Consider the following 21,000-nt stretch of genomic DNA (forward strand, 5'->3'; position numbering starts at 1 on the left):
AATTACATTGATACTTGCCCGCGGAAAGCGTCCGCCTGGAGCGTAAATCAACATTTTTTTATACATCAAAAAAGGTGATACGCATATTTCGCGTATCACCTTTTCATATCATTTATTTTCCAATCATACGTACAAGATTCAACAAAGGTCGATAATTTGTACCAGCCAGGCCGATGATTTCGACGAACAACTCAATCGCTAGAAGCATGACAAGGATGAGGACGATCGCACCCCATACCGTCGCTTGCGAGAATAGTACTGCTGCGACACCGAATAAAATAGCCAGTCCGTAGATGATCAAAACCGTCTGTCTGTGAGAGAACCCTGCACGCAACAGACAATGATGCAAATGCGATTTATCCGGGGCTGAAATCGGCTGTTTCATCCGCACACGACGAATGATTGCGAAGAATGTATCCGAAATCGGTACGCCAAGTATGATGATCGGGATGACTAAAGAAATCATCGTGACATTTTTATATCCTAATAACGCCAACACTGAAATCATAAAGCCAAGGAATAAGGCGCCCGTATCCCCCATGAATATTTTCGCTGGGTGGAAATTATAGAAGAGAAATCCAAGTGCGCTTGCAGCCAAAATGGCAGCAGTCGCTACGACAAACATTTCTCCCATGATCATCGCCATGACTGCGATCGAAATAAGTGCGATTGTTGACACGCCTGCCGCCAATCCATCCAAGCCGTCAATGAGATTAATAGCGTTTGTAATCCCAACAATCCATAAAATCGTAATCGGAATACTTAAGTATCCAAAATCAAAAGGACCGAAAAATGGTAAGTTAATGAAATCGATTTGTAAACCGCCCCAAATGACAACTACGACAGCCGCAATTAATTGGCCGAACGCTTTCGCTTTAGCGGTAATTTCTAGCATATCATCCAAGAAGCCGGTAACAATAATAATAATTGCTCCTGCGAGGATCCCGATTGCATGCTCATCAGAAGGGCGTAATAATAAATAGCCGATAGCAAACGCACCAAAAATTGCTACCCCGCCGATACGTGGCATGACGGATGCATGCACCTTCCGATAATTCGGATGATCGACTGCACCAATGCGGAATGCAAACTTTATGACGAGCGGAGTTAGTATGATGGAAGCTACAAATGCAGCAGCCATTGCAAGGAATAACATGTCCTTCCTCCCCGTAAAAAACAATAATTTAGATAGCCACAAGTATTATAGCACGAATGCCCATGGAAAGCATCCAAGTTAGCAAAAGATTGCACTTGAAACTACTATACCCTGTTTCCGTAAGACTATCCTTTTGACATGAAGCACATTTATCTTAACAAGGTAGTCTTTTTGTGGATAGTTTGATAAAATAGAACCGTATCCTTCACATAAGGATTATATAAAGGAGCGTCCAGCATATGTTATCAATTTTTAAACGTTCAAATCAAACGAGCGAAAGACAACTTCGTAAATATAGGAAAGTTGTTCAACACATAAATAGTTTAGAATCAAAATACGAACCGATGTCCGATGAGGAACTTGCACATATGACCGAAGTATTCAAAGTGCAGATCCAGGAAGGTGAAACTGTACAAGCTATCCTTTCAGATGCATTCGCAGTCGTTCGTGAAGCATCGAAAAGGGTATTGGGCATGCGTCATTTTGACGTTCAGCTCATCGGCGGAATGGTGCTCGCCGAAGGTAATATCGCAGAAATGCCTACAGGTGAAGGTAAGACGCTAGTCGCTTCCCTCCCCTCTTATTTACGGGCATTAGAAGGAAAAGGCGTCCACGTCATTACGGTGAACGACTATCTTGCAAAGCGTGACTATGATCAAATCGGGCAAATCCACCGTTTCCTCGGATTGACTGTCGGCTTGAATGTTCCAATGATGCAAGGTCCTGCAAAACAAAATGCCTATATGGCAGACATCACGTATGGTGTCGGTACTGAATTCGGTTTCGATTACTTGCGCGACAATATGGTTCAGCACACTTCCCAAAAAGTGCAGCGGCCTTATCATTTCGCAATCATCGATGAAGTGGACAGCGTTTTGATCGATGAGGCGAAAACGCCATTGATTGTTGCAGGTAAAATGCAGGCCGATCCGGACCTTCATTCCATCGCTGCAAGACTTGCAAAGCGCTTCAAAAAAGGCGTTCATTTTGATTTTGATGATGAAACGAAAGCGACGTCCCTTACTGATGCGGGCATCGAACAAGTCGAAAAAGCTTTCGGCATCGACAATCTATACGAACTTGAACATCAGACACTCTACCATTATATGATCCAGGCAGTACGAGCCTACGTCATCTTCAAGCGTGACGTCGATTATATCGTCAAAGACGATAAGATTGAGCTTGTCGATATGTTTACTGGCCGGATTATGGAAGGCCGAACGCTTTCCGATGGTCTCCATCAGGCGATCGAGGCGAAGGAAGGCTTGCCGATCACCGATGAGAATAAAGCCCAAGCGCAAATTACAATCCAAAACTACTTCCGTATGTATCCAAAGTTAAGCGGCATGACAGGTACTGCGAAAACACAGGAAAAAGAATTCCGTGAAGTGTATAACATGGAAGTTATTCAAATTCCAACAAACCGACCGCGTGCACGTATTGATTCACCGGATAAAGTGTTCGTAACGATTGAACAGAAGTACGAAGCAGTCGCAAAAGAAGTGGCACAACGCCATGAAAAAGGACAGCCGGTGCTAGTCGGTACTACTTCCATCCTGCAATCGGAAAAAGTGGCTGAATACTTGGATCGCGAAAAACTTGATTACCATCTATTGAATGCAAAAAGCGTCGAGCAGGAAGTAGATCTCATTTCCCAAGCGGGTCAATTAGGTCATATTACAGTCGCCACGAATATGGCAGGTCGGGGAACGGATATTATGCTCGGTGAAGGAGTCGAGGAAAAAGGCGGTCTATTCGTTCTAGGAACGGAAAAGCACGAAAGTCGTCGAATCGACAATCAGCTGCGCGGACGTTCTGGTCGTCAAGGCGACCATGGAGAAAGTCAATTCTTCCTTTCACTTGAAGATGATATGTTCAAGCGTTTCGCTAAAGACGATCTTGAAAAGTTCGAAAAGAAAGTGACTGCGGACGGAAATGGGCTTATCAAAAATCCTGAAGTGAATGAACTCACTGAACGGACACAGCGGATCGTTGAAGGCGCCCACTTCTCAATGCGGGAATATAATTTGAAATTGGATGATGTCATCAATGACCAACGCGGCGTCCTTTATTCATTGCGTGATAAAGTACTCGAACGTGAAAATCTTTTCGATCAATTGAAAACGATGGTGTCTGAAGCAGTTGAATTCGTTGTCTATGATAGCTGCCCTGAAAGCGAAACACCGGATAATTACGATTTCGATCGAATCGAGCGCACGATGAACGGACTTCTTTTGGAGCCATTCCAACTGCCTCGCAATTTGGAAAAGACATCAGATATTTTAAAGGTCTATGAAGAACCGATTGCCTCCCTGTTTGCGTATCTCGACACTTTCGCCGATAATGAACAGGTAAACCAGATCATTCCGCAAGTCATGTTAAGCCACATCGACACGACATGGGTGAAGCATCTGGATGTTATGGCGCGTCTGAAAGAAGGGATCGGATTGCGGTCTTATGGACAAGAAGATCCGATGCGTATTTATCAACGCGAAGGCTTGCAATTATTCGGCACGCATTATCAGAAGCTGCGCCGGAATATCGCATCTGAAGTTATCGGCTTTATGAAGCTTATCTCACAACAACAGGAGGCCCAAGAATCATGAAACTTTTTTCCATGTTTAAAAAGACTGAAAAAACCGGAGCAGACAGCACGATTGATTCCGAAGAAATTCTAGAAGGCAGTGCACAATCAAGCGGCACGGACGAAGTTGAAACAACACTTTCACTTCACCCACAATGGACGCTTTCGCAGGAGCAGGAATACGTTTTCCGTTTCCTTGCGAATGAACTCGAACCTTTGAAGCCGAATCAAATTTCCCTTTCCGGTATCGATATCGATGTCGAGCCGGCAAATGGCAGCTGGCTTGTAAAGTCGTTTTTCCGTTCTTCATTGGAACAGTCAATTTCGGTAGGTTCCGTTGAGCTTATGTTGCTTGACGAAGAAGGAAAGACACTAGCATCCCAGGAATTCGATTTGAAAGAATTAGGCGATATCCCAGGCAAGAGTGCACGTCCATGGGTTTTCGTTTTCACAAAGGAAAACATCTTCGCCGAAGAACCGCCAGCTGAAAATTGGAAGCTTGCGTTCAATGTCCAATCAATGGTGCCGCATAAGCTTGAGCTTGAGCAAGCTTGGGAAGATGGATTATCTGCCGAGCAAAAAGAGGCTCTTGAAAAAGTCGTTGAAAACATGCCTAAATTGAAGCCGCGTGAAGTGAACTTTGCTGGTTTCCAAGTGAAAAAGCAAGAAGACGGAAGCATCGCAGCGTCTATCTTCATTCGCAACGGCCATTCAAAGCAAATTAACATTGAGAAGCTTCCATTGGAACTCATTGATGCATCTGGCGATACCGTTGCACGCGGATCATTCGATCTTGCACCGCTTTCGGTCAAAGCTAATACATCAAAACCTTGGACGTTCATCTATCCTAAAGAGATGGTTCAAAAAGAGGAACCCGATTTCTCCCGTTGGACAATCCGTGTTCCACAATAATATCGATAGGAAAGCCGTGACCTTTTGAGTCGCGGCTTTTTCTATGAAGACGAATGGCGGTTTTGCTCGAGTTCAGGCAAGTTTTGCTTATTTCGAGACTTTGGAACCACACGGATAATATCCTTATCGAAAACAAAAAACGGATTCCTCAAAGGGAATCCGTTTTACTATAAAACTATTTATTAAATGCAACGTCATTACCGCCTGTAACTCGTTTCGCTCCGACATAGCGTTTGCCCCAGTAATACGGATCGTTCAGCTTGTCGACACGTACTCCTTTTGATGTGGATGCGTGAGCGAAACTCCCGTCACCGACATAAATGCCTACATGCGAAACCCCTTTGCCGCTAGTATTGAAAAATACGAGATCACCAGCCTTCAAGTCTTCTTTGTCGACTTTTGTACCTGATGCGTACATGCCGGATGAAGTGCGGGAAAGGTTAATGTCATGTTGATTAAAAACATATCGAACAAATCCGGAGCAATCAAAACCTGCAGTTGTTGTGCCGCCATATGCATATTTGATGCCTTTTAGACTTGTAGCAGTTTCTACGATAGATGCTGAATCTGATGAGGATGCTTCAGCTTGACTCATGAAAGGCGCGAAAAATAATAGGAAGGCAATCGCAAAAAACGCAAAAGACCTTTGTGTATGTGTAAAGTTTCTCATATGATCCCCCGAATGTTTTATCTCGCTTCAATTAGCAGTAGGATGAATGAACTCCACCAATTGAAGGTTCTATTTATCTGAAAATATCATCTGAGATTACTTTACCATGTACTATGCTCGTCCTATATTACAGTTATGTAACAATAACATTACAAAATACGTGTATATTCTCGTTTTGCAATATAAATGTCATTTTCATACGAAACACAAAAAGCCGCCACCCCTTACTTCAACGGGGAGCGGCTTTTTCGTTAGTTCTTATAATTCCAAGTCTGTAATAATCGTAACATCGTTGTGTTTAAGTAAGTACGTAATTGTCCAGTCAGGGTCTACTTTACCTTCAAGGACTTTCGTAATTGCCGGACGTTTTTTCTCACCGAACGCTAATAGGATCAGCTTCTTCGCACTCATGATGGAGGCGATTCCCATTGTTAAAGCGGTATTCGGGATTTTCTCATCGTTTTCAAAGTATTGGCTGTTCACTCCGAGTGTCGAATCCGTCAATTGTGCCACATGTGTTACCGAATCAGCAGGAGTTCCAGGTTCATTGAACGCGATATGGCCGTTCTCACCGACGCCTAATAGTTGAATGTCCAACTTCGCTTCCTGCAAAGCATGTTCGTAACGTTTGCATTCTGCATCTAAATCTTCGGCCATGCCGTTCGGTATATTCGTATCCTTGAAGTTCTTCTTATTGAATAAATGATCTTTCATGAAGTATGCATAGCTGTTCGGGCTTGAAGCAGATAAGCCAACATATTCATCAAGATTGAATGTAGTTACGTCAGAGAAATCCAGCTCCGATTCCGTCAACTTCTTGTAAACGGGGATCATCGTACTTCCTGTTGCTAATCCGAGCACATGAAGTCGATTATGATCAAGCTCTTCTTTTATCATTTGATAAAAATGTTCAGCACCTTTTTCAGGGCTTGCAACTTGTATTAACTTACAATTTTCCATCATTCTCAACCGACTTTCATTTTAGATTTGTTCTTACTCTATTCATTGTAATTTCCAGAAACAGTATGGTCAACTTATCGAAAAATTTAACCACAGTTCCATATTCCCTTCCCCTTCATTCCAAAACCTTCAACGCGCCTGTCTACCAAATAACTATGTCGATATTTTGAAGACAGTATGAACGAAGTGTGAACTCTTTCCGTCAATTAGGATTCATAGGGTTTTCCCTAATTCTCTAAATTTCCTCTGCGACTATGATAAAAGTATCAGCAAACTACTTAAGCTTCACAGGGGGTGAAAATGTATGGCTAAAGAAAAACCAAAGCAAGCGACAAAATCCAATGATTCGGATATCAATTTAAAAGGAACTTTCATCTCAGTCATGCTCGTAGGAATCTTTATCCTAGTATTATGGTTCGGTTCTTACGCATTGTTTTTATCAAGATAATGAAATTAGTTAGGAGGAAAATCGATGCATTTGCATAAATTTGAAAAGATTTGGCTCGTTTTCGGAATGGCTTCACTCGTACTTTTCTTACTTATTATCGGATTTGCAGCATTCTGGAAAGGAACACACCCGCAGAGCCATATTGAAACAATCGATCCACAAAACGTCGAAGCACACGAAGCATTCAAACCAGAAAACCTCGGTCTTCGTGAAGTGGCAGACGGAAAATATACGGTCAACATTGTCGCATCCGCATTCAATTATGATTTTGGTACAGATGCTGATGGAAAAGCCGTTAAAAAGATTCGTGTGCCAAAAGGCTCGACAGTCCTTTTCCAAATCACTACTAAGGACGTCGTGCATGGTTTCCAAGTTGCAGGCACGAATGTCAATATGATGGTGGAGCCGGGTCATGTGAGCCGACTTGAAACTGTTATGAAGAATACCGGTGAATTTACGGTCGTCTGTAACGAATATTGCGGGGTCGGTCACCATCAGATGTTCGCAACTGTGGAGGTGTATGAATGATGTTGAAAAACTATAATTTCCCTAAGAAAGATGCACGTCTTTATATGTCCTTCATGTATGTGACATTTGCTTCACTCCTAGTCGGCGGACTGATGGGATTACTCCAAACCCTTTCACGTTCCGGCGAATTCCAATTACCGTTTGGAATAAACTACTATACAATTTTAACTGTGCATGGCGTTATTTTAGGATTGGTGCTTACAACGTTTTTCATTGTTGGTTTCCAATTCGCATTAATGGGAAAAACGGTCGGTCTATCCGATAAGCAACGAAAATGGGCATGGATTGCCTTCTGGACAATGCTCGTCGGTACAATTATGGCAGCTGTTACAATATTGATTGGCGAAGCGAACGTATTATATACATTTTATGCACCACTTCGGGCTCATCCTGCATTTTATATCGGGCTTGCTTTAGTGATCGTCGGCAGCTGGATTGCCGTTTTCACCAATTTTCGTCAACTATACGTGTGGAAAAAGGCGAATCCTGGCCAAAAATCCCCTTTGCTCGCTTTCATGGTCGTCATCAATATGGCAATGTGGTTCATCGCGAGTTTAGGTGTTGCAATATCTGTTTTAGTTCTTTTCATCCCTTGGTCTTTAGGATATGCAGCAACGATCAACGTCTTGCTTAGCCGTACGTTGTTCTGGTATTTCGGACATCCGCTCGTTTATTTCTGGTTGCTTCCTGCTTATATGGCATGGTATGCAATTATCCCGAAAATCATCGGCGGGAAACTGTTCAGTGATTCTCTCGCAAGAATGGCGTTCATTTTACTATTACTATTTTCAATCCCGGTCGGTTTCCATCACCAGTTGACAGAACCGGGAATCGATCCTACATGGAAATTCATCCAAGTCGTTTTGACGTTCATGGTAGTCATCCCTTCATTGATGACGGCGTTCTCGATTTTCGCGACATTTGAAACGACTGGCCGCAGATTAGGCCATAAAGGGTTATTTGGATGGTTCAAGAATTTGCCGTGGGGCGATGTGCGCTTCTTCGCACCATTCGTCGGAATGGTCGCTTTCATCCCTGGTGGCGCGGGCGGTATCGTCAACGCTTCCCACCAAATGAACTCACTTATCCATAATACAATTTGGGTAACAGGGCACTTCCATTTAACAATTGCAACGACGGTTATCCTGACGTATTTCGGAATCGCTTATTGGCTCGTCCCTCATTTGACAGGACGCAGATTAACACCGCGGTTGAATAAACTCGGCATCATCCAAACAATCATTTGGACGGTCGGTATGACAATCATGTCGACTTCCATGCACATTCAAGGTTTGCTTGGCGGTCCACGACGCTCTGACTTCTCCAATTATGCTGGGGGCGAGCAGGTTCAAACATGGATCAGCTATCAACTGGCACAGGCGGTCGGAGGTACAATTCTTTTCATCGGTATCCTTTTGATGATTTATATCTTCATCCAGCTTGCATTTTTCGCACCGAAGGGAGTTCAGGAATTCCCGATTGCAGAAGAGGAAGTCGATGCAGAACCAACGCCTAAAATTCTTGAAAACTGGTATTTATGGATTGGCATCACGATTGCTCTTATTCTATTCGCCTATACAATACCGATGATCGACATTATCAAACACTCCCCTCCTGGATCATTGCCATTTGATTGGCCCATTGGGAGATCGTAACTAAAGCGGAGGACGGCGTTTAGCCTCGACAGGCGGTGGAGGGCTTGAAAAAAAGGCGGTTTTTGCCTTTTCTTTCAAGACCGAAGCGACCCGAGAGGCTGCCGTCCGAAGCTAGACGTAAAACACAATAAAAGCCTTGAGCATCTAATCAATCTGATGCTCAAGGCTTTTTTAATTATGTGCATAGTCAACAATTGAAGGCAAAATCAGCTTTCCGGCTCGTCCATACTTGTCAAACAGCCCATCGATTTCCTGTACCGGAACCGGCCGGCTGAAGTAATACCCTTGCAGTTCTGAACACCCAAGACTTTTCAGTATATCCCATTGTTCTTTCGTTTCGACACCTTCGCCGATTGTCTGAAGTCCTAATAATTCCGCGAGGTGGATGATTGTCTGAACAATTCCCGTGCTTTTCGAATCGGTTTCCAACTCGCTGATAAATTGGCGATCGATTTTAATTTGCTGGATTGGGAAGTGCTGTAAATAAATAAATGCCGAATACCCTTTTCCGAAGTCGTCGATTGAAATGGAAAAGCCCATTTCTTTTAATAGTGAAATTCGACTCGTAACGGCAGTCTGATCTTCCAAGGCTACATTTTCGGTAATTTCAAGAATCAATTTCTCAGGCTTGACACCTGCTTCTCTTATACACTTATCCAAATAGAAAGGAAAATTATGGTGCAGAAAATGGCGTGGCGACAGATTGACAGATACGGTCATCTTGCCCATACCTCTCTCCGCCCACTTCTTCAATTGCTGAACGGCTTCCTGAATAACCCATTCTCCTATCGGCATAATGAGCCCTGTCGATTCGGCGAGATTTATGAATTCTCCTGGGAAAATAAGTCCTCGTTCCGGATGCTGCCAACGGATCAATGCTTCAAAACCGATCACTTCACCCGTCCGGCAATTGACTTGCGGCTGATAGAAGAGCTTGAATTCATTCATATCAAGGCCTTTACGCAAATTCATTTCCGAAAGCACTGTTTCTTTTAAATATGTATGCATATCAGGATTATAAACGCCACTGCTCTTACGATTGGAGGTTTTCCTGCCGGATTGCAAAGCCATATAGGCAGTCTGCAAGCCATTTTTCACGTTCAGTGCATGATCTGGATAAACCGACACGCCATAACTGAATGTCATATACACTTCCTGGCCGCTTATGTACATAGGCTGTCTTAACTCACTCGCCACTCGCTCCATAACAGATCTTTTACCTGCCAACTCACCTGTAAATGGGGTAAAAATAACAAAATGATCAAATGCAAGCCTTGCTGCAATAGCAGGAGACGGGAACATCTTTTTCAATCGGCTTGCTGTTAAGTATAAAAGTTTGTCCGTCCCTTCAGGACCTAGTACGCCTTGGATTTCTGTAAATTGATCGAGCATGATATAGATGAAAGCACCCTTCTGAACATTCGTAAACCCATTCAACTGCTCCGTTACGTTCTTTTCGAAGGCGTTTTCGTTATCCAATCCTGTCAACCTATCTGAATATGCCAACCGATGCACATGCTCCTCCACTTCAATCCGATCTAATCGGTCGAAAATGAACGATAACATGTCCGCAATCGAAGCGACGAGGACCTTATCAAGACGCGTCCATTCACGCTTTGCGATCGTTTCGCAACAAACAATTCCACCAATACCACCACTTAAAATGATGGATGCATCTAGCATGGATTTCACTTTTGTGTTGCGGTAAAGAGGGTGCCGGAACAATTCTTTCGTTGCAGAATCGTTTTCAATGTCGAAAATGTCTACTACCCTTCCTTTTTGAACAGCTTCAAAATAGGAAGGAACCTCTTCTTTCCTCAAAATCCCGGTAGCAATTGTTTGATGTAAGTCTTGAGTGTAACTGTTTTGGGCTGTCAGGATTGTCCGGTCTTTATTAAATAGCCATATACTGACCCTTTCGCAACCTATGATCGTTACAATCCGTGAACATAATTCTTCCAGGACACTTGCGATTGAAGTTCTTGAGAAATCCAACTCTTTCGCTTGCGAAAAAATCAGTTGCTGTTTCTTTTGCATTTCCTCCAGAACCTTTTGGATTTCATCATAGGAGCGTTCCATCATATCCATTACCCCTCCTCTTAAAGGAATACATTTCTATGCTTTTTATCGGCTAAATTAATCATTTTTTTAGGGTTTACTGAATTTCTTATATCTATTTTCACTCCTCAAAAGTTATTCCCACGTAATGTAATATGTTATAATGAATGAATAATCACTCATTATATTGGAAAGACGGTGTTGGGGATGAATTTGGAAGAGATGAGCATGAATGAAATTTGGACAGAAATTGACAAACAATTGGATGAAAACCGTGGCCCTATTGAAGGATTGAATGCAACTTATTCATTGGAATTGACTGGAGATGAAGGTGGAATATTCGGATTGAAGTTTTCAAATGGTCAAGCTGATACGATTCAAGGAGATCCAGGCGAGGTCGATTGCGCGTTGAAGATGAATGTCGCTGAGTTCCGTAAACTGCTTGGCGGTAATTTGAATACGACTGCGGCTTTCATGATGGGGAAAGTGAAGGTGAAAGGCAATATCGGCCTTGCATTAAAGCTTGAAAACGTATTGAAGCAATATCAATTTTGATCATTGACCGGCTCCGATTATGGAGTCGTTTTTTTATTCGTGCAGAGCATTTATACCCTCTTGTTTTGTTAATAGATAGCAAGTACAATAGAATCATAGAAATTTGTCTAATAGGGGGAAAACTGCGTGAAAAAGAAAGTTTTTTCAGTGATGGCGACAGTTGCTCTTGCGACATGTATCGCAGCTGGCAACGCGGAAGCCGCATCGGATCAATACGTCGTCAAATCTGGTGATTCACTTTGGAAGATCGCTTCCCTACATAAACTGACTGTAGACGAATTGAAAGAAATGAACGGACTAAAATCGGATTCCATTAAAGTCTCTCAAAAATTGCTCGTCAAGAAACCGGCAAGCACTGTTAAAAAGCAAGATAGTAAGAAAGACATCCAAAACAGTGTCGCTGTTATGAAACAGACATCATCCACAAGCTCATTCAAATCTCCTGTTGCAAATGCGGACAAGCCTAAACTGCCTGCATTATCAAAATCAGCACAAGATATTCAGCTTGCTACGACTGAAGTCGCCCTTCCCCTACTTGACACGCCGTATGTATGGGCAGGTGTTACGCCGGAAGGTTTCGATTGCAGCGGATTCATCTACTATGTATTTACAAACGCTGGATTGGATTTGCCAAGGCTCGACACCATTGGCATGTTCGAAAACTCGGTAGCAGTGGACGAGCCACATCCAGGAGACCTTGTCTTCTTCCAAAACACTTACCGTGAAGGGATTTCCCACGCAGGTATCTATTTGGGTGAAGGGAAATTCATTCACGCTGGAACGAAGAAAGTGGAAATTTCAGCAATTGACTCCGTCTACTGGAAAGATAAATTTATCGGTTTCACTCGTTTTAACCAACTTCAAACAGCAAAATAACAACTACGACCAAGACATCAGCGACTGACGTTCTTGGTCGTTTTTATTTTTCTTTTAATAAAGTCTTTCTTATTTCGTTATTATATATTAGTATATTCATGTGTCTTGACAACTATCATGATTAAAAAGGAGGAAAATAAAATGAAAAGCATGTGGTCATTGAAACTTTCAACTGCCGCACTAGTTTTAATCCCAGCAGCCATCGGCATCAACTATCTCGGGAAATTATTCGCAAGCCTATTGAAACTGCCTTTATGGGTCGATTCCATAGGGACTGTCCTTGCGAGTATGCTAGCGGGCCCTATTGTCGGTGCAATAGCAGGTATCGTCAATAATGTCGTTTATGGATTTACGACGGATCCCGTTTCTTTTGTGTACGCAATCACTTCTGCCGTCATCGGCTTAGTGACGGGAATAATGGCGTATAAAGGTTGGATTTCGAATATCGGCAAAGCAATCGTCCTTGGACTTGCTGTCGGGTTCATTGCGGCAACTGTATCGACACCTCTTAACATTATCTTTTGGGAAGGGACGACAGGCAATATTTGGGGAGATGCTTTATTTGCAACGATGCTTGCACAAGATATGCCGCTTTGGCTCGCTTCGTTTGCGGATAGCATCGTCGTCGATGTTCCCGACAAGGTTGTCACTGTACTGCTCAGTTTCCTGATCTTTAAAGGACTGCCAAAAAACGTGAAAAATATGTATGACAATACAGGTGAGATTGAACGAATCTGACTTTGCCCGAAGGAGGTTTTGAAATGAACAATATGACACTGTATGTAAAAAAGGATTCGCCAGTCCATCTGGTCGATCCATTGACAAAGCTTTTATTCACTTTTTTCTCGATCACACTGACATATATCGTTTCAAACCACCTGGCCGTTCTCTTGATCCTCTTGTGCACATTCACCATTTTAGTTGCCGGTAAAGTGTTTAAATACATTTTGCCGGTAATCGGTGTCAGCTTTCTTTTGATTTTATCCATTATTATCGTCCAAGGTTTTTTTCATCCTGACAGAGAGACGCTCCTTTTTGAAGTTGGCCCGATTCCTATTTATAAAGAAGGTTTTTCGATTGCATTTCTGATTACTCTTCGTGTCGTCAACATGGTCTCCGCCTTCGGTGTCCTCATTTTAACGACGAAGCCGGATGATTTAGTGAATGCATTGCTTCGGAAAGGATTGTCGCCAAGATTCGGGTATGTTCTTCTTTCCGTGCTGCAAATCATTCCGCAAATGATTGCCTTAACCGGAAAAATCACGGATGCTCAACGGGCCCGTGGTATGGAAACAGAAGGTGGTTTATGGCTGCGTTTCAAATCATTCATTCCCCTTTTGGGCCCTGTTATCCTGAATTCATTGAATGAAACCCGCGAGCGATCCATCGCCCTTGAAATACGCGGATTCAATGCAAAAGGCCCAAGGACATATTTACATAAGCATGAAACGTATCGATATGGGCTGCATTTGAAGATTCTATTGACGGTCATCTTTGTAGCTGTTGTCGTTTGGAGGTTTGTGTCATGAGTGTTTTAACTGTTACGAACTTGAAGTATAGATACCCCGCCCAGGACAAGTCCATTTTTGCCCTCAATGATCTTTCATTCACAGTCGGCAAAGGTGAATTCATTGGGATTGTCGGGAGGAATACTGCTGGTAAAACAACATTATGCTATGCGCTCAGTGGACTTGTCCCCCACTTTTTCAAGGGCGCGTATGGGGGTGATGTCCATATTGGGGTGATGGACGTTTTATCATATGAAATCAGTGATATTGCTGCAAAAGTGGGGCTCGTCTTCGAGAATCCCTTCTCGCAAATGACTGGCGCAAAATTTACAGTCTATGATGAAATCGCGTTCGGTTTGGAAAACTTGGGCATCCCACGTGAAGAAATGCATGAACGGATCCGTGCAAGTATGCAATTGCTAGATATTGAGGGCTTGGGGAATAAAAATCCGTTTTCTTTGTCGGGCGGACAAATGCAGCGTGTAGCGATTGCCAGTGTCATCGCCATGAAGCCTGATATTCTCATACTTGATGAACCGACTTCCCAACTTGATCCTGAAGGTGCAGAGGAAGTGTTCCGTGTTGTCGGAAAGATGGCCGAAGGCGGTATGACGATTATTATGGTGGAACAGAAGATGGAGAAGTTGGCGGCATATGCGGACCGGATTTTATTGATGCATGACGGCAAATTGATCCAGGACGGGAAGCCAGCTGAAGTATTTTCCAGGGATGATTTGGAGTTGTATGGCGTGGAACCTCCGATGGTTGTTAAAGTTTCTCGGACCCTTCAAGTACGGAATGAAGAAACCGGACTATATCCGATTACCCAAAAAGAGATGCCTGCTGAGCTTGACATAGCGTTTCATGTTGTTGAAACCAGCGGGAAAAACACCAACACAACATCGGAAATCGTTGTCCGCAACCTGCACTTCGGCTATGAAAATGGAAATGATGTCATCCGAGGGCTGAATGTTTCATTGCAAGGAGAGCCTATTGCGATTATTGGTCAAAACGGAGCGGGAAAAACGACGTTTGTAAAGCTATTGAAGGCTTTATTGACTCCACAACGCGGGGAAATCGTCATCGATGGTGTCCGTTCAACTGATTCAACAGCCGCTAAGCTGGCAAGTCGCATCGGGCTCATCTTTCAGAATCCGAACGACCAGATCTTCAAGAATAAAGTGATCGACGAAGTGATGTTCGGCCCATTAAATATCGGCCAATCGCCAGAAGTAGCAACTGAAAACGCCAAGGCGATGCTCGAACTTGTCGGACTCGCAGGAAAAGAGGAAGAGAATCCATATGATCTAAGTCTTGCCGAGCGTAAGATGGTAGCGATGGCTTCTATTCTCGCCATGGACACCGATATCGTCATTTTTGACGAACCGACGATGGGTCAGGACTACAGCGGCAAGTCAAAAGTGAAGGAAATCATCCATTCGCTCTATGAACAAGGCAAACTCGTTATTTGCATTTTACACGACATGGATTTTGTAGCGGATACGTTTGGACGGACAATTATCTTCAGCGAAGGTGGTATGGTTTTTGATGGACCGACCCGGGAAGCGTTCGCTCAAGAGGATGCACTGCGTGCTGCACGCGTAGAGCAACCACATCTAACTCAACTGGCACGGAAATTGGGGTACGAAGGGATCATTTTAAAAGAAAACGAATTACAAACTGCCAACATGTTTGAATGACAGAGTTGGCAGTTTTTCCTTCGTCCCCTTGTCACCTCTAGATTTGTCACATATAATATAGATAGATAGAATTTACTAAAAATACGGTGGAAGAAGGGAACTACCTTGTTCAAAGATCAGCGTTTTGTTGATTATAATGCAGCTGGATTTCGGAAAGATTTGCTTTCAGGGATCACTGTCGGTATCGTAGCCATTCCACTCGGGATGGCTTTTGCGATTGCTTCAGGCGTTAAACCTGAGTATGGTTTGTATACGACGATCATCGCTGGATTCCTTGTTGCGTTATTTGGTGGATCTCGTTTTCAAATTGCGGGTCCTACAGGTGCATTCATCCCCATCCTTCTGGCGATCGTCCTCCAATATGGCTATGAGGATCTATTGATTGCTGGATTTCTAGCAGGTATTTTCCTAATGATCATGAGTTTTGCTGGTATTAGCAATCTCATTCACTTCGTCCCTCGATCCGTAACAATCGGGTTCACATCAGGAATTGCAATTATCATTTTCACAGGCCAATTCGGAAACTTTTTCGGCCTAACAGGATTGGACAGCAAGGAATTCTTTCATGAAAACATGATCGATGTCGCCAAGCATCTTCATACGGTAAATGTATTCAGCGTGATTACCGCGGTATTTGGATTAGCCTTGATTTTCATTTTGCCGAAAATAGCACCTCGACTTCCATTGTTGCTTTTCGCTCTTTTAATACCAACTATACTATCTGTCTTGTTGTATCCTGGAAAGGTAGAAACAATCGGAACGGCATTCGGAGGCATTCCACAGTCATTGCCCGGATTCCAGTTCCCCAAAATTACATTATCCAAACTTGTAACCCTTTGGCAGCCCGCATTGATCATTGCTGCGCTCGGGGCGATTGAATCCCTGTTATCTGCGGTCGTTGCGGATGGGATGAAAGAAGGGCCGAAGCATGATTCGAAACGAGAGCTTTTCGGTCAAGGAATCGCGAATATTATTTCACCGTTATTCGGGGGCATTCCCGCGACAGGTGCAATTGCGCGGACTGCTACGAATATCCGTTCAGGCGCTGTCAGCCCCGTTTCAGGCATGGTGCAAAGTATTTTCGTCTTATTATTCATTTTGGTTTTCGCTCCATTTGCTTCGTATATTCCACTCGCAGCGATGGCGCCAATTCTAATGTTCGTCGCTTGGAATATGAGCGCAAGAAAAGCATTTGTTCATATTTTGTCGGTCAGATCTGCCGATTCGATCGTGCTGTTGACAACGTTTCTGCTGACAATATTCATCAATTTAACAGTAGCTGTCCAAGTAGGGATCCTGTTGGCGGCACTTTCCTTCTTACGGAAGATGAGTGGTAAACTTCATATTGTGTCGGATAAACTTTCAGATGTCGAGACTCATAGATTCGGTGATGATGTTACGAAGTTTATAATTGAAGGACCATTATTTTTCGGTTCTGCAAAGGTGTTTGAAGATAAGATGCCCGATATGCTTTCAAAGGGAACAGCAAAAATCATTTTGGATTTGGAGCATCTATCGATGATCGACGCAACTGGTGAAGCTGCGTTGTCCGCATTGCTCGACAGTGCGACGGAAAAGAATGTCCGGATCATCGTTAAAAAACTACCGAAAGAGAAACTGGCCTTGTTCAAAAAGAGCGGGTTATACGATAGGATCGGGGAAGCGAATTTTTTTATGTAATGGAATTATAAGAACTGGAAGTGTGGTTATGAGCGCGGAGACGGGGTTCTTGAGCGCGGACTCAGGCTTTATGAGCGCGGGAGCTGGGTTCTTGAGCGCGGACTCAGGTTTCATGAGCGCGGGGGCAGGGTTCTTGAGCGCGGACTCAGGTTTTATGAGCGCGGGGGCAAGGTTCTTGAGCGCGGAATCAGGTTTTATGAGCGCGGAACCGGACTTTATGAGCGCGGGGGCGAGGTTCTTGAGCGCGGACTCAGGTTTCATGAGCGCGGGGGCGGGGTTCTTGAGCGCGGAACCAGACTTTATGAGCGCGGGGGCGAGGTTCTTGAGCGCGGAACCAGACTTTATGAGCGCGGGAGCTGGGTTCTTGAGCGCGGACTCAGGTTTTATGAGCGCGGCAGGGTTCTTGAGGGCGCGGACATAGTTTGCAACACAAAAGCTGTCACCAGCAACGGGTGACAGCTTTTGATCATTCTTAAGCAACGACTTCTTTGACAGACTGCTTTTCTTCCGGCCTTCTTCTTTGGATGAACCAGATAATCGCAATCAACAGGAGGCCAATCGCACTTGTCGTCAATTCGGGAATGATGAGCAGCAAACCTGCGCCGAATAAGACGAATCGTTCCCACATGCGTGCATTTCGTACAAAGAATCCAATGACGGCGCTGCTAACCCCGACCATGCCGATTAACGCGGTTGCGATGGCAAGTATGAGCTTGACCAGGGTAACATCAACGAAGACAAGAATCGGATTATAGATGAAAATATACGGAATGATGAAAGCGGCAATCGCCAGCTTTACAGCGGTTACTCCTGTCTTAAACGGATTCGCCTTGGCAATCCCCGCTCCTGCATAGGCCGCTAAGCAGACCGGTGGCGTTATGTCGGCTACGATTCCGAAATAGAAGACAAACATATGCGCAGCAATTGGCGCGATGCCGAATTCATTGATAAGCGCGGGAGCCGCAATCGTTGCGGTGACAACGTAGTTTGCGGTTGTCGGCAAGCCCATTCCGAGTATGATACAAGCAATCATCGTGAAGAAAAGCGCCAAAAACAAGTAGCCATTCGATAGAGCGATGATACCGGAAGCAAATTTCGCACCCAGGCCGGTCATACTTACAACACCTGCGATGATACCAGCTGTTGCGACAGCAGAAATAACAGGCAGGGCTACCCTTCCTCCTTGCTCCAGCACATAAAAGACTCTTTTTAAATTGAACTCTGATTCCTTTCTGAAATACGCATTGAAAATCCATATAACTACCGCAGAAAGGATTCCGAATAACGCAGCACGCTGCGGTGTGAAGCCGGACATGATCGTAACGATGATGACTAAGAGAGGAATAATCATGTACCCGTCACGTACAAAGATCTTCTTGAATACCGGCAGCTCGGACTTTGGCAGTCCATGAATTTTCAGCCGTTTCGCTTCGAAATGCGTTCCGATAAAAATCCCAGTAAAGTACAGGATTGCCGGAATAAGCGCGGCCAGCATAATCGTTGAATAACTGACGCCCAAGTACTCCATCATGATGAAAGCAGCAGCTCCCATCATAGGGGGCATGATTTGGCCCCCTGTCGAAGCGGATGCTTCCGTCGCTGCAGCAAATTCTGGTTTGAACCCTGCCTTTTTCATCATCGGAATCGTGAAGCTTCCAGTCGCCACAGTGTTTCCGACGGAGCTTCCAGAAACTGTTCCTTGGAGTGCACTTGCTACAACAGCTGTCTTAGCGGTTCCGCCTGTGTAACGCCCGGTTAATGAAAAAGCCAGATTGTTGAAGAATTTGCCGATTGGCGTATTAACAAGAAGAACCCCAAAAAACAGAAACAGGAATATGAATTTCGCGGATATTTGGACTGGGGTTCCGAATACGCCACTTTCGCGATACCACAGATTCGTCATCGTCCGGTCAAGCGAAAATCCTTGATGGGATAAGATGCGCGTCGGTATAAGGTTCCCGTACATTGCATACAGCATTGCGATGCTCGCAACGATGACGATTGGCAGACCCACTGTCCTTCGAGTCGCCTCCAATACGAGCAATACGCCTACTATTGAAATGATGATATTCAAAGAGCTATAGCCCGATACCCTGCTTTGGAGAATGGAATCGTAAAAGAATATTTTGTGATATGCCACATACATGGCCGTAAACGCAAGCAACACATCATACCAAGGCACTTTTTTCTGTGTTTTCCTCCATGCTTTTTTGGCAGGGTAAAGAAGGAAAATGATTCCTAAAGCTGTTCCAAGATGGATGGCGCCCTGCTGCTGCGATGGCAGAACACTCGTCGCTCCTGTATATAGATGGAAGATCGTGAGTGAAACCGCAAGAAAGGTGACAACATATGCCCATCGGCCAATATCTACACGGAATTGATTTTCCTTGTCGAATTTTTCGAGTATCTCTTGTGCATCTACCACCTTATGATCTTTCATATTTTGCCGCCTTTCCTAACTAGTCTATTTTTAGTTTGATTGAACCAATTCCCCCTGCTTATTTATCTTTATTTCACATCATCAAAGCTATTAATTTTCATTTTTTCTCTCGTTACAATTTGGATGACTTCCGGATAGATATGGCCGATGAATGCTGCATTTTCTACCGGGTTGCCTTCAAAGTCTGCTTTTCCGTTACGAGCATTCAGTGCCGGAACATGGACTGACATCCCCAAATCCATTTGGCCTTGGCTAATTAAAGATAAGTTTTCGACAGAAGCACCTGTCTCCATATTTGTCACATTGATGCTATCAACATATTTATTCCAAAGATTTGCCATCTCTCCGCCGAGTGGATAATATGTCCCTCCTTGGCTGCCTGTTCCAAGTGTAAATTCTGATTTACGGTCACCTTTTGTAGCCGATAGCTCCGCTACTTCATTGTCGACCGTCAAACCTTGTTCCTCGTAATACTTTTTTGCACCAGGATGGATTAATAGTCCTGCAGCGCCATTCAAGGCGTTTTCTAAAATCATTTGTTTTGCTTGTGCATGTGTATTTTCGCTTGCATTTTCGATCATGCTTTTCGCTAACTCATAACCAAGTTCTTCGTCAATCGTGTCCGTATTCCCCATTAAAATAGCGTAGGCAGTGACTGTCTCTACATCTTCCGTCAGGAATTCATAAGACTCTTTAGGAATTGTGAAGCGTTGGTAGCCTGATTCTTCTTCAATTTTCTTAATTGCTTCATCAGACAGGCTTAACATCTTCACATCTCCGGCAGATGCTTGCAAGCTTTCAATGCTTGCCGCAGGAAGTCCTAAAATACCGATTGAAATATCGATGTTGCCGTCTTGGACGCCGTCAGCTGCATCACCGAAACCTTCTTGGAATGCTGTATAGTCGCCGTCTCCGATGCCGTATGCATCTAAAATGATTTTGGAAAGATTGTTCGTTTCACTAGCAGGCGGCCCGATTGCAATGTTCTTCTTTCCACCGCCACCACATGCTGATAAAACAAGCAAAGCACCTAGCAACATTAGTAATAATCCTCTTACGTGATTTCTTTTCAATGTTGTTCCCCCTCATATTTCATTTCTCCTTTAGTAAGCGCTTACAGTATGAAGGATAATGGAGTTCTCATGAGGTGACGACGCTATGAAAAAAGGAGTCTATTATTAATTATACTTAAATATAGCCAATAAGCAATTAGTTTTCGATTTATTCTGATTAAAAACAATTCAACTTTTAATCGAGTAGGAGGGAGTGA

Annotated in this window: 18 protein-coding genes; 11 read left to right on the top strand and 7 right to left on the bottom strand. The window is 43.8% G+C overall.

The window, feature by feature from the left end:
- Positions 1 to 112 precede the first annotated feature (112 nt).
- The gene (locus tag SLU01_RS06770) at positions 113 to 1,156 is read right to left on the bottom strand and encodes a glycosyltransferase family 4 protein (RefSeq protein ID WP_147056589.1); all 1,044 of its coding nucleotides are present in this window, start codon (positions 1,154 to 1,156) and stop codon (positions 113 to 115) included.
- Between the two features lie 239 nt (positions 1,157 to 1,395).
- Here SLU01_RS06770 and secA2 point away from each other — a divergent pair, with 239 nt between their 5' ends.
- Positions 1,396 to 3,762 (top strand): accessory Sec system translocase SecA2, encoded by a 2,367-nt coding sequence (gene secA2, locus SLU01_RS06780; RefSeq protein ID WP_147056593.1) that lies wholly within the window; start codon positions 1,396 to 1,398, stop codon positions 3,760 to 3,762.
- Entirely contained in the window at positions 3,759 to 4,652 is an 894-nt protein-coding gene (locus SLU01_RS06785; protein ID WP_147056595.1) for an accessory Sec system S-layer assembly protein, read from the top strand. The genes secA2 and SLU01_RS06785 overlap by 4 nt, the downstream gene beginning before the upstream one ends.
- A 175-nt stretch (positions 4,653 to 4,827) precedes the next feature.
- On the opposite strand, the gene SLU01_RS06790 is transcribed toward SLU01_RS06785, so the two are convergent.
- Both SLU01_RS06790 and nagB read right to left on the bottom strand, forming a co-directional pair.
- Complete coding sequence (locus SLU01_RS06790) at positions 4,828 to 5,322, bottom strand: C40 family peptidase (RefSeq protein ID WP_147056597.1); 495 nt, start codon at positions 5,320 to 5,322, stop codon at positions 4,828 to 4,830.
- Positions 5,323 to 5,580: 258 nt separating this feature from the next.
- Entirely contained in the window at positions 5,581 to 6,285 is a 705-nt protein-coding gene (gene nagB, locus SLU01_RS06795) for a glucosamine-6-phosphate deaminase (RefSeq protein ID WP_147056599.1), read from the bottom strand.
- Between the two features lie 301 nt (positions 6,286 to 6,586).
- Between nagB and SLU01_RS06800 the strand changes: the two genes are divergently transcribed.
- From SLU01_RS06800 to SLU01_RS06810, 3 genes are read left to right on the top strand one after another with little or no spacing between them, the layout of a single operon-like run.
- Positions 6,587 to 6,730 (top strand): cytochrome c oxidase subunit 2A, encoded by a 144-nt coding sequence (locus tag SLU01_RS06800; protein ID WP_147056601.1) that lies wholly within the window; start codon positions 6,587 to 6,589, stop codon positions 6,728 to 6,730.
- Positions 6,731 to 6,754: 24 nt separating this feature from the next.
- Complete coding sequence (locus SLU01_RS06805) at positions 6,755 to 7,258, top strand: cytochrome c oxidase subunit II (protein WP_147056603.1); 504 nt, start codon at positions 6,755 to 6,757, stop codon at positions 7,256 to 7,258.
- Complete coding sequence (locus SLU01_RS06810) at positions 7,255 to 8,913, top strand: b(o/a)3-type cytochrome-c oxidase subunit 1 (protein ID WP_147056605.1); 1,659 nt, start codon at positions 7,255 to 7,257, stop codon at positions 8,911 to 8,913. Before SLU01_RS06805 ends, SLU01_RS06810 begins: the two co-directional genes overlap by 4 nt.
- 171 nt (positions 8,914 to 9,084) lie before the next feature.
- Here SLU01_RS06810 and SLU01_RS06815 read toward each other — a convergent pair whose 3' ends face one another.
- The gene (locus SLU01_RS06815) at positions 9,085 to 11,001 is read right to left on the bottom strand and encodes a sensor domain-containing phosphodiesterase (protein WP_147056607.1); all 1,917 of its coding nucleotides are present in this window, start codon (positions 10,999 to 11,001) and stop codon (positions 9,085 to 9,087) included.
- A gap of 198 nt (positions 11,002 to 11,199) precedes the next feature.
- On the opposite strand from SLU01_RS06815, the gene SLU01_RS06820 reads away from it, so the two are divergent.
- The 6 genes from SLU01_RS06820 (at position 11,200) to SLU01_RS06845 (ending at position 17,290) form a co-directional block, all read left to right on the top strand.
- Positions 11,200 to 11,526 (top strand): SCP2 sterol-binding domain-containing protein, encoded by a 327-nt coding sequence (locus SLU01_RS06820; RefSeq protein WP_170232622.1) that lies wholly within the window; start codon positions 11,200 to 11,202, stop codon positions 11,524 to 11,526.
- 126 nt (positions 11,527 to 11,652) lie between these two features.
- Complete coding sequence (locus tag SLU01_RS06825; protein ID WP_147056611.1) at positions 11,653 to 12,402, top strand: C40 family peptidase; 750 nt, start codon at positions 11,653 to 11,655, stop codon at positions 12,400 to 12,402.
- Positions 12,403 to 12,543: 141 nt separating this feature from the next.
- Complete coding sequence (locus tag SLU01_RS06830) at positions 12,544 to 13,140, top strand: ECF transporter S component (protein ID WP_218029694.1); 597 nt, start codon at positions 12,544 to 12,546, stop codon at positions 13,138 to 13,140.
- 23 nt (positions 13,141 to 13,163) lie between these two features.
- Positions 13,164 to 13,931, top strand: coding sequence for an energy-coupling factor transporter transmembrane component T family protein (locus SLU01_RS06835; RefSeq protein ID WP_147056613.1), 768 nt, complete (start codon positions 13,164 to 13,166; stop codon positions 13,929 to 13,931).
- Entirely contained in the window at positions 13,928 to 15,610 is a 1,683-nt protein-coding gene (locus SLU01_RS18230) for an ABC transporter ATP-binding protein (protein WP_147056615.1), read from the top strand. The genes SLU01_RS06835 and SLU01_RS18230 overlap by 4 nt, the downstream gene beginning before the upstream one ends.
- Positions 15,611 to 15,715: 105 nt before the next feature.
- Positions 15,716 to 17,290 carry a SulP family inorganic anion transporter gene (locus SLU01_RS06845; RefSeq protein ID WP_147056617.1) on the top strand — a complete coding sequence of 525 codons (1,575 nt, stop codon included), beginning with the start codon at positions 15,716 to 15,718 and terminating at the stop codon, positions 17,288 to 17,290.
- Here the strand turns inward: SLU01_RS06845 and SLU01_RS06850 are convergent.
- The 3 genes from SLU01_RS06850 to SLU01_RS06860 all read right to left on the bottom strand — a co-directional run bounded on the left by SLU01_RS06850 (position 17,252) and on the right by SLU01_RS06860 (position 20,803).
- Positions 17,252 to 17,770: a hypothetical protein gene (locus tag SLU01_RS06850; protein ID WP_147056619.1), complete on the bottom strand. Its 519-nt coding sequence runs from the start codon at positions 17,768 to 17,770 to the stop codon at positions 17,252 to 17,254. The genes SLU01_RS06845 and SLU01_RS06850 overlap by 39 nt on opposite strands.
- Positions 17,763 to 19,730, bottom strand: coding sequence for a TRAP transporter permease (locus SLU01_RS06855; protein ID WP_147056621.1), 1,968 nt, complete (start codon positions 19,728 to 19,730; stop codon positions 17,763 to 17,765). Before SLU01_RS06855 ends, SLU01_RS06850 begins: the two co-directional genes overlap by 8 nt.
- A gap of 68 nt (positions 19,731 to 19,798) precedes the next feature.
- Entirely contained in the window at positions 19,799 to 20,803 is a 1,005-nt protein-coding gene (locus SLU01_RS06860) for a TAXI family TRAP transporter solute-binding subunit (RefSeq protein WP_246110905.1), read from the bottom strand.
- Positions 20,804 to 21,000 lie beyond the last annotated feature (197 nt).

This window comes from Sporosarcina luteola (genome assembly GCF_007991495.1).
GTDB classification, from domain to species: Bacteria; Bacillota; Bacilli; order Bacillales_A; family Planococcaceae; genus Sporosarcina; species Sporosarcina luteola.

Coding starts and splice junctions, on each gene's coding strand:
- SLU01_RS06805 (WP_147056603.1), top strand. CDS start 6,755: ATGCATTTGCATAAATTTGAAAAGATTTGGCTCGTTTTCGGAATGGCT.
- SLU01_RS06835 (WP_147056613.1), top strand. CDS start 13,164: ATGAACAATATGACACTGTATGTAAAAAAGGATTCGCCAGTCCATCTG.
- nagB (WP_147056599.1), bottom strand. CDS start 6,285: ATGATGGAAAATTGTAAGTTAATACAAGTTGCAAGCCCTGAAAAAGGT.
- SLU01_RS06830 (WP_218029694.1), top strand. CDS start 12,544: ATGAAAAGCATGTGGTCATTGAAACTTTCAACTGCCGCACTAGTTTTA.
- SLU01_RS06785 (WP_147056595.1), top strand. CDS start 3,759: ATGAAACTTTTTTCCATGTTTAAAAAGACTGAAAAAACCGGAGCAGAC.
- SLU01_RS18230 (WP_147056615.1), top strand. CDS start 13,928: ATGAGTGTTTTAACTGTTACGAACTTGAAGTATAGATACCCCGCCCAG.
- SLU01_RS06855 (WP_147056621.1), bottom strand. CDS start 19,730: ATGAAAGATCATAAGGTGGTAGATGCACAAGAGATACTCGAAAAATTC.
- secA2 (WP_147056593.1), top strand. CDS start 1,396: ATGTTATCAATTTTTAAACGTTCAAATCAAACGAGCGAAAGACAACTT.
- SLU01_RS06800 (WP_147056601.1), top strand. CDS start 6,587: ATGGCTAAAGAAAAACCAAAGCAAGCGACAAAATCCAATGATTCGGAT.
- SLU01_RS06820 (WP_170232622.1), top strand. CDS start 11,200: ATGAATGAAATTTGGACAGAAATTGACAAACAATTGGATGAAAACCGT.
- SLU01_RS06790 (WP_147056597.1), bottom strand. CDS start 5,322: ATGAGAAACTTTACACATACACAAAGGTCTTTTGCGTTTTTTGCGATT.
- SLU01_RS06770 (WP_147056589.1), bottom strand. CDS start 1,156: ATGTTATTCCTTGCAATGGCTGCTGCATTTGTAGCTTCCATCATACTA.
- SLU01_RS06810 (WP_147056605.1), top strand. CDS start 7,255: ATGATGTTGAAAAACTATAATTTCCCTAAGAAAGATGCACGTCTTTAT.
- SLU01_RS06815 (WP_147056607.1), bottom strand. CDS start 11,001: ATGGATATGATGGAACGCTCCTATGATGAAATCCAAAAGGTTCTGGAG.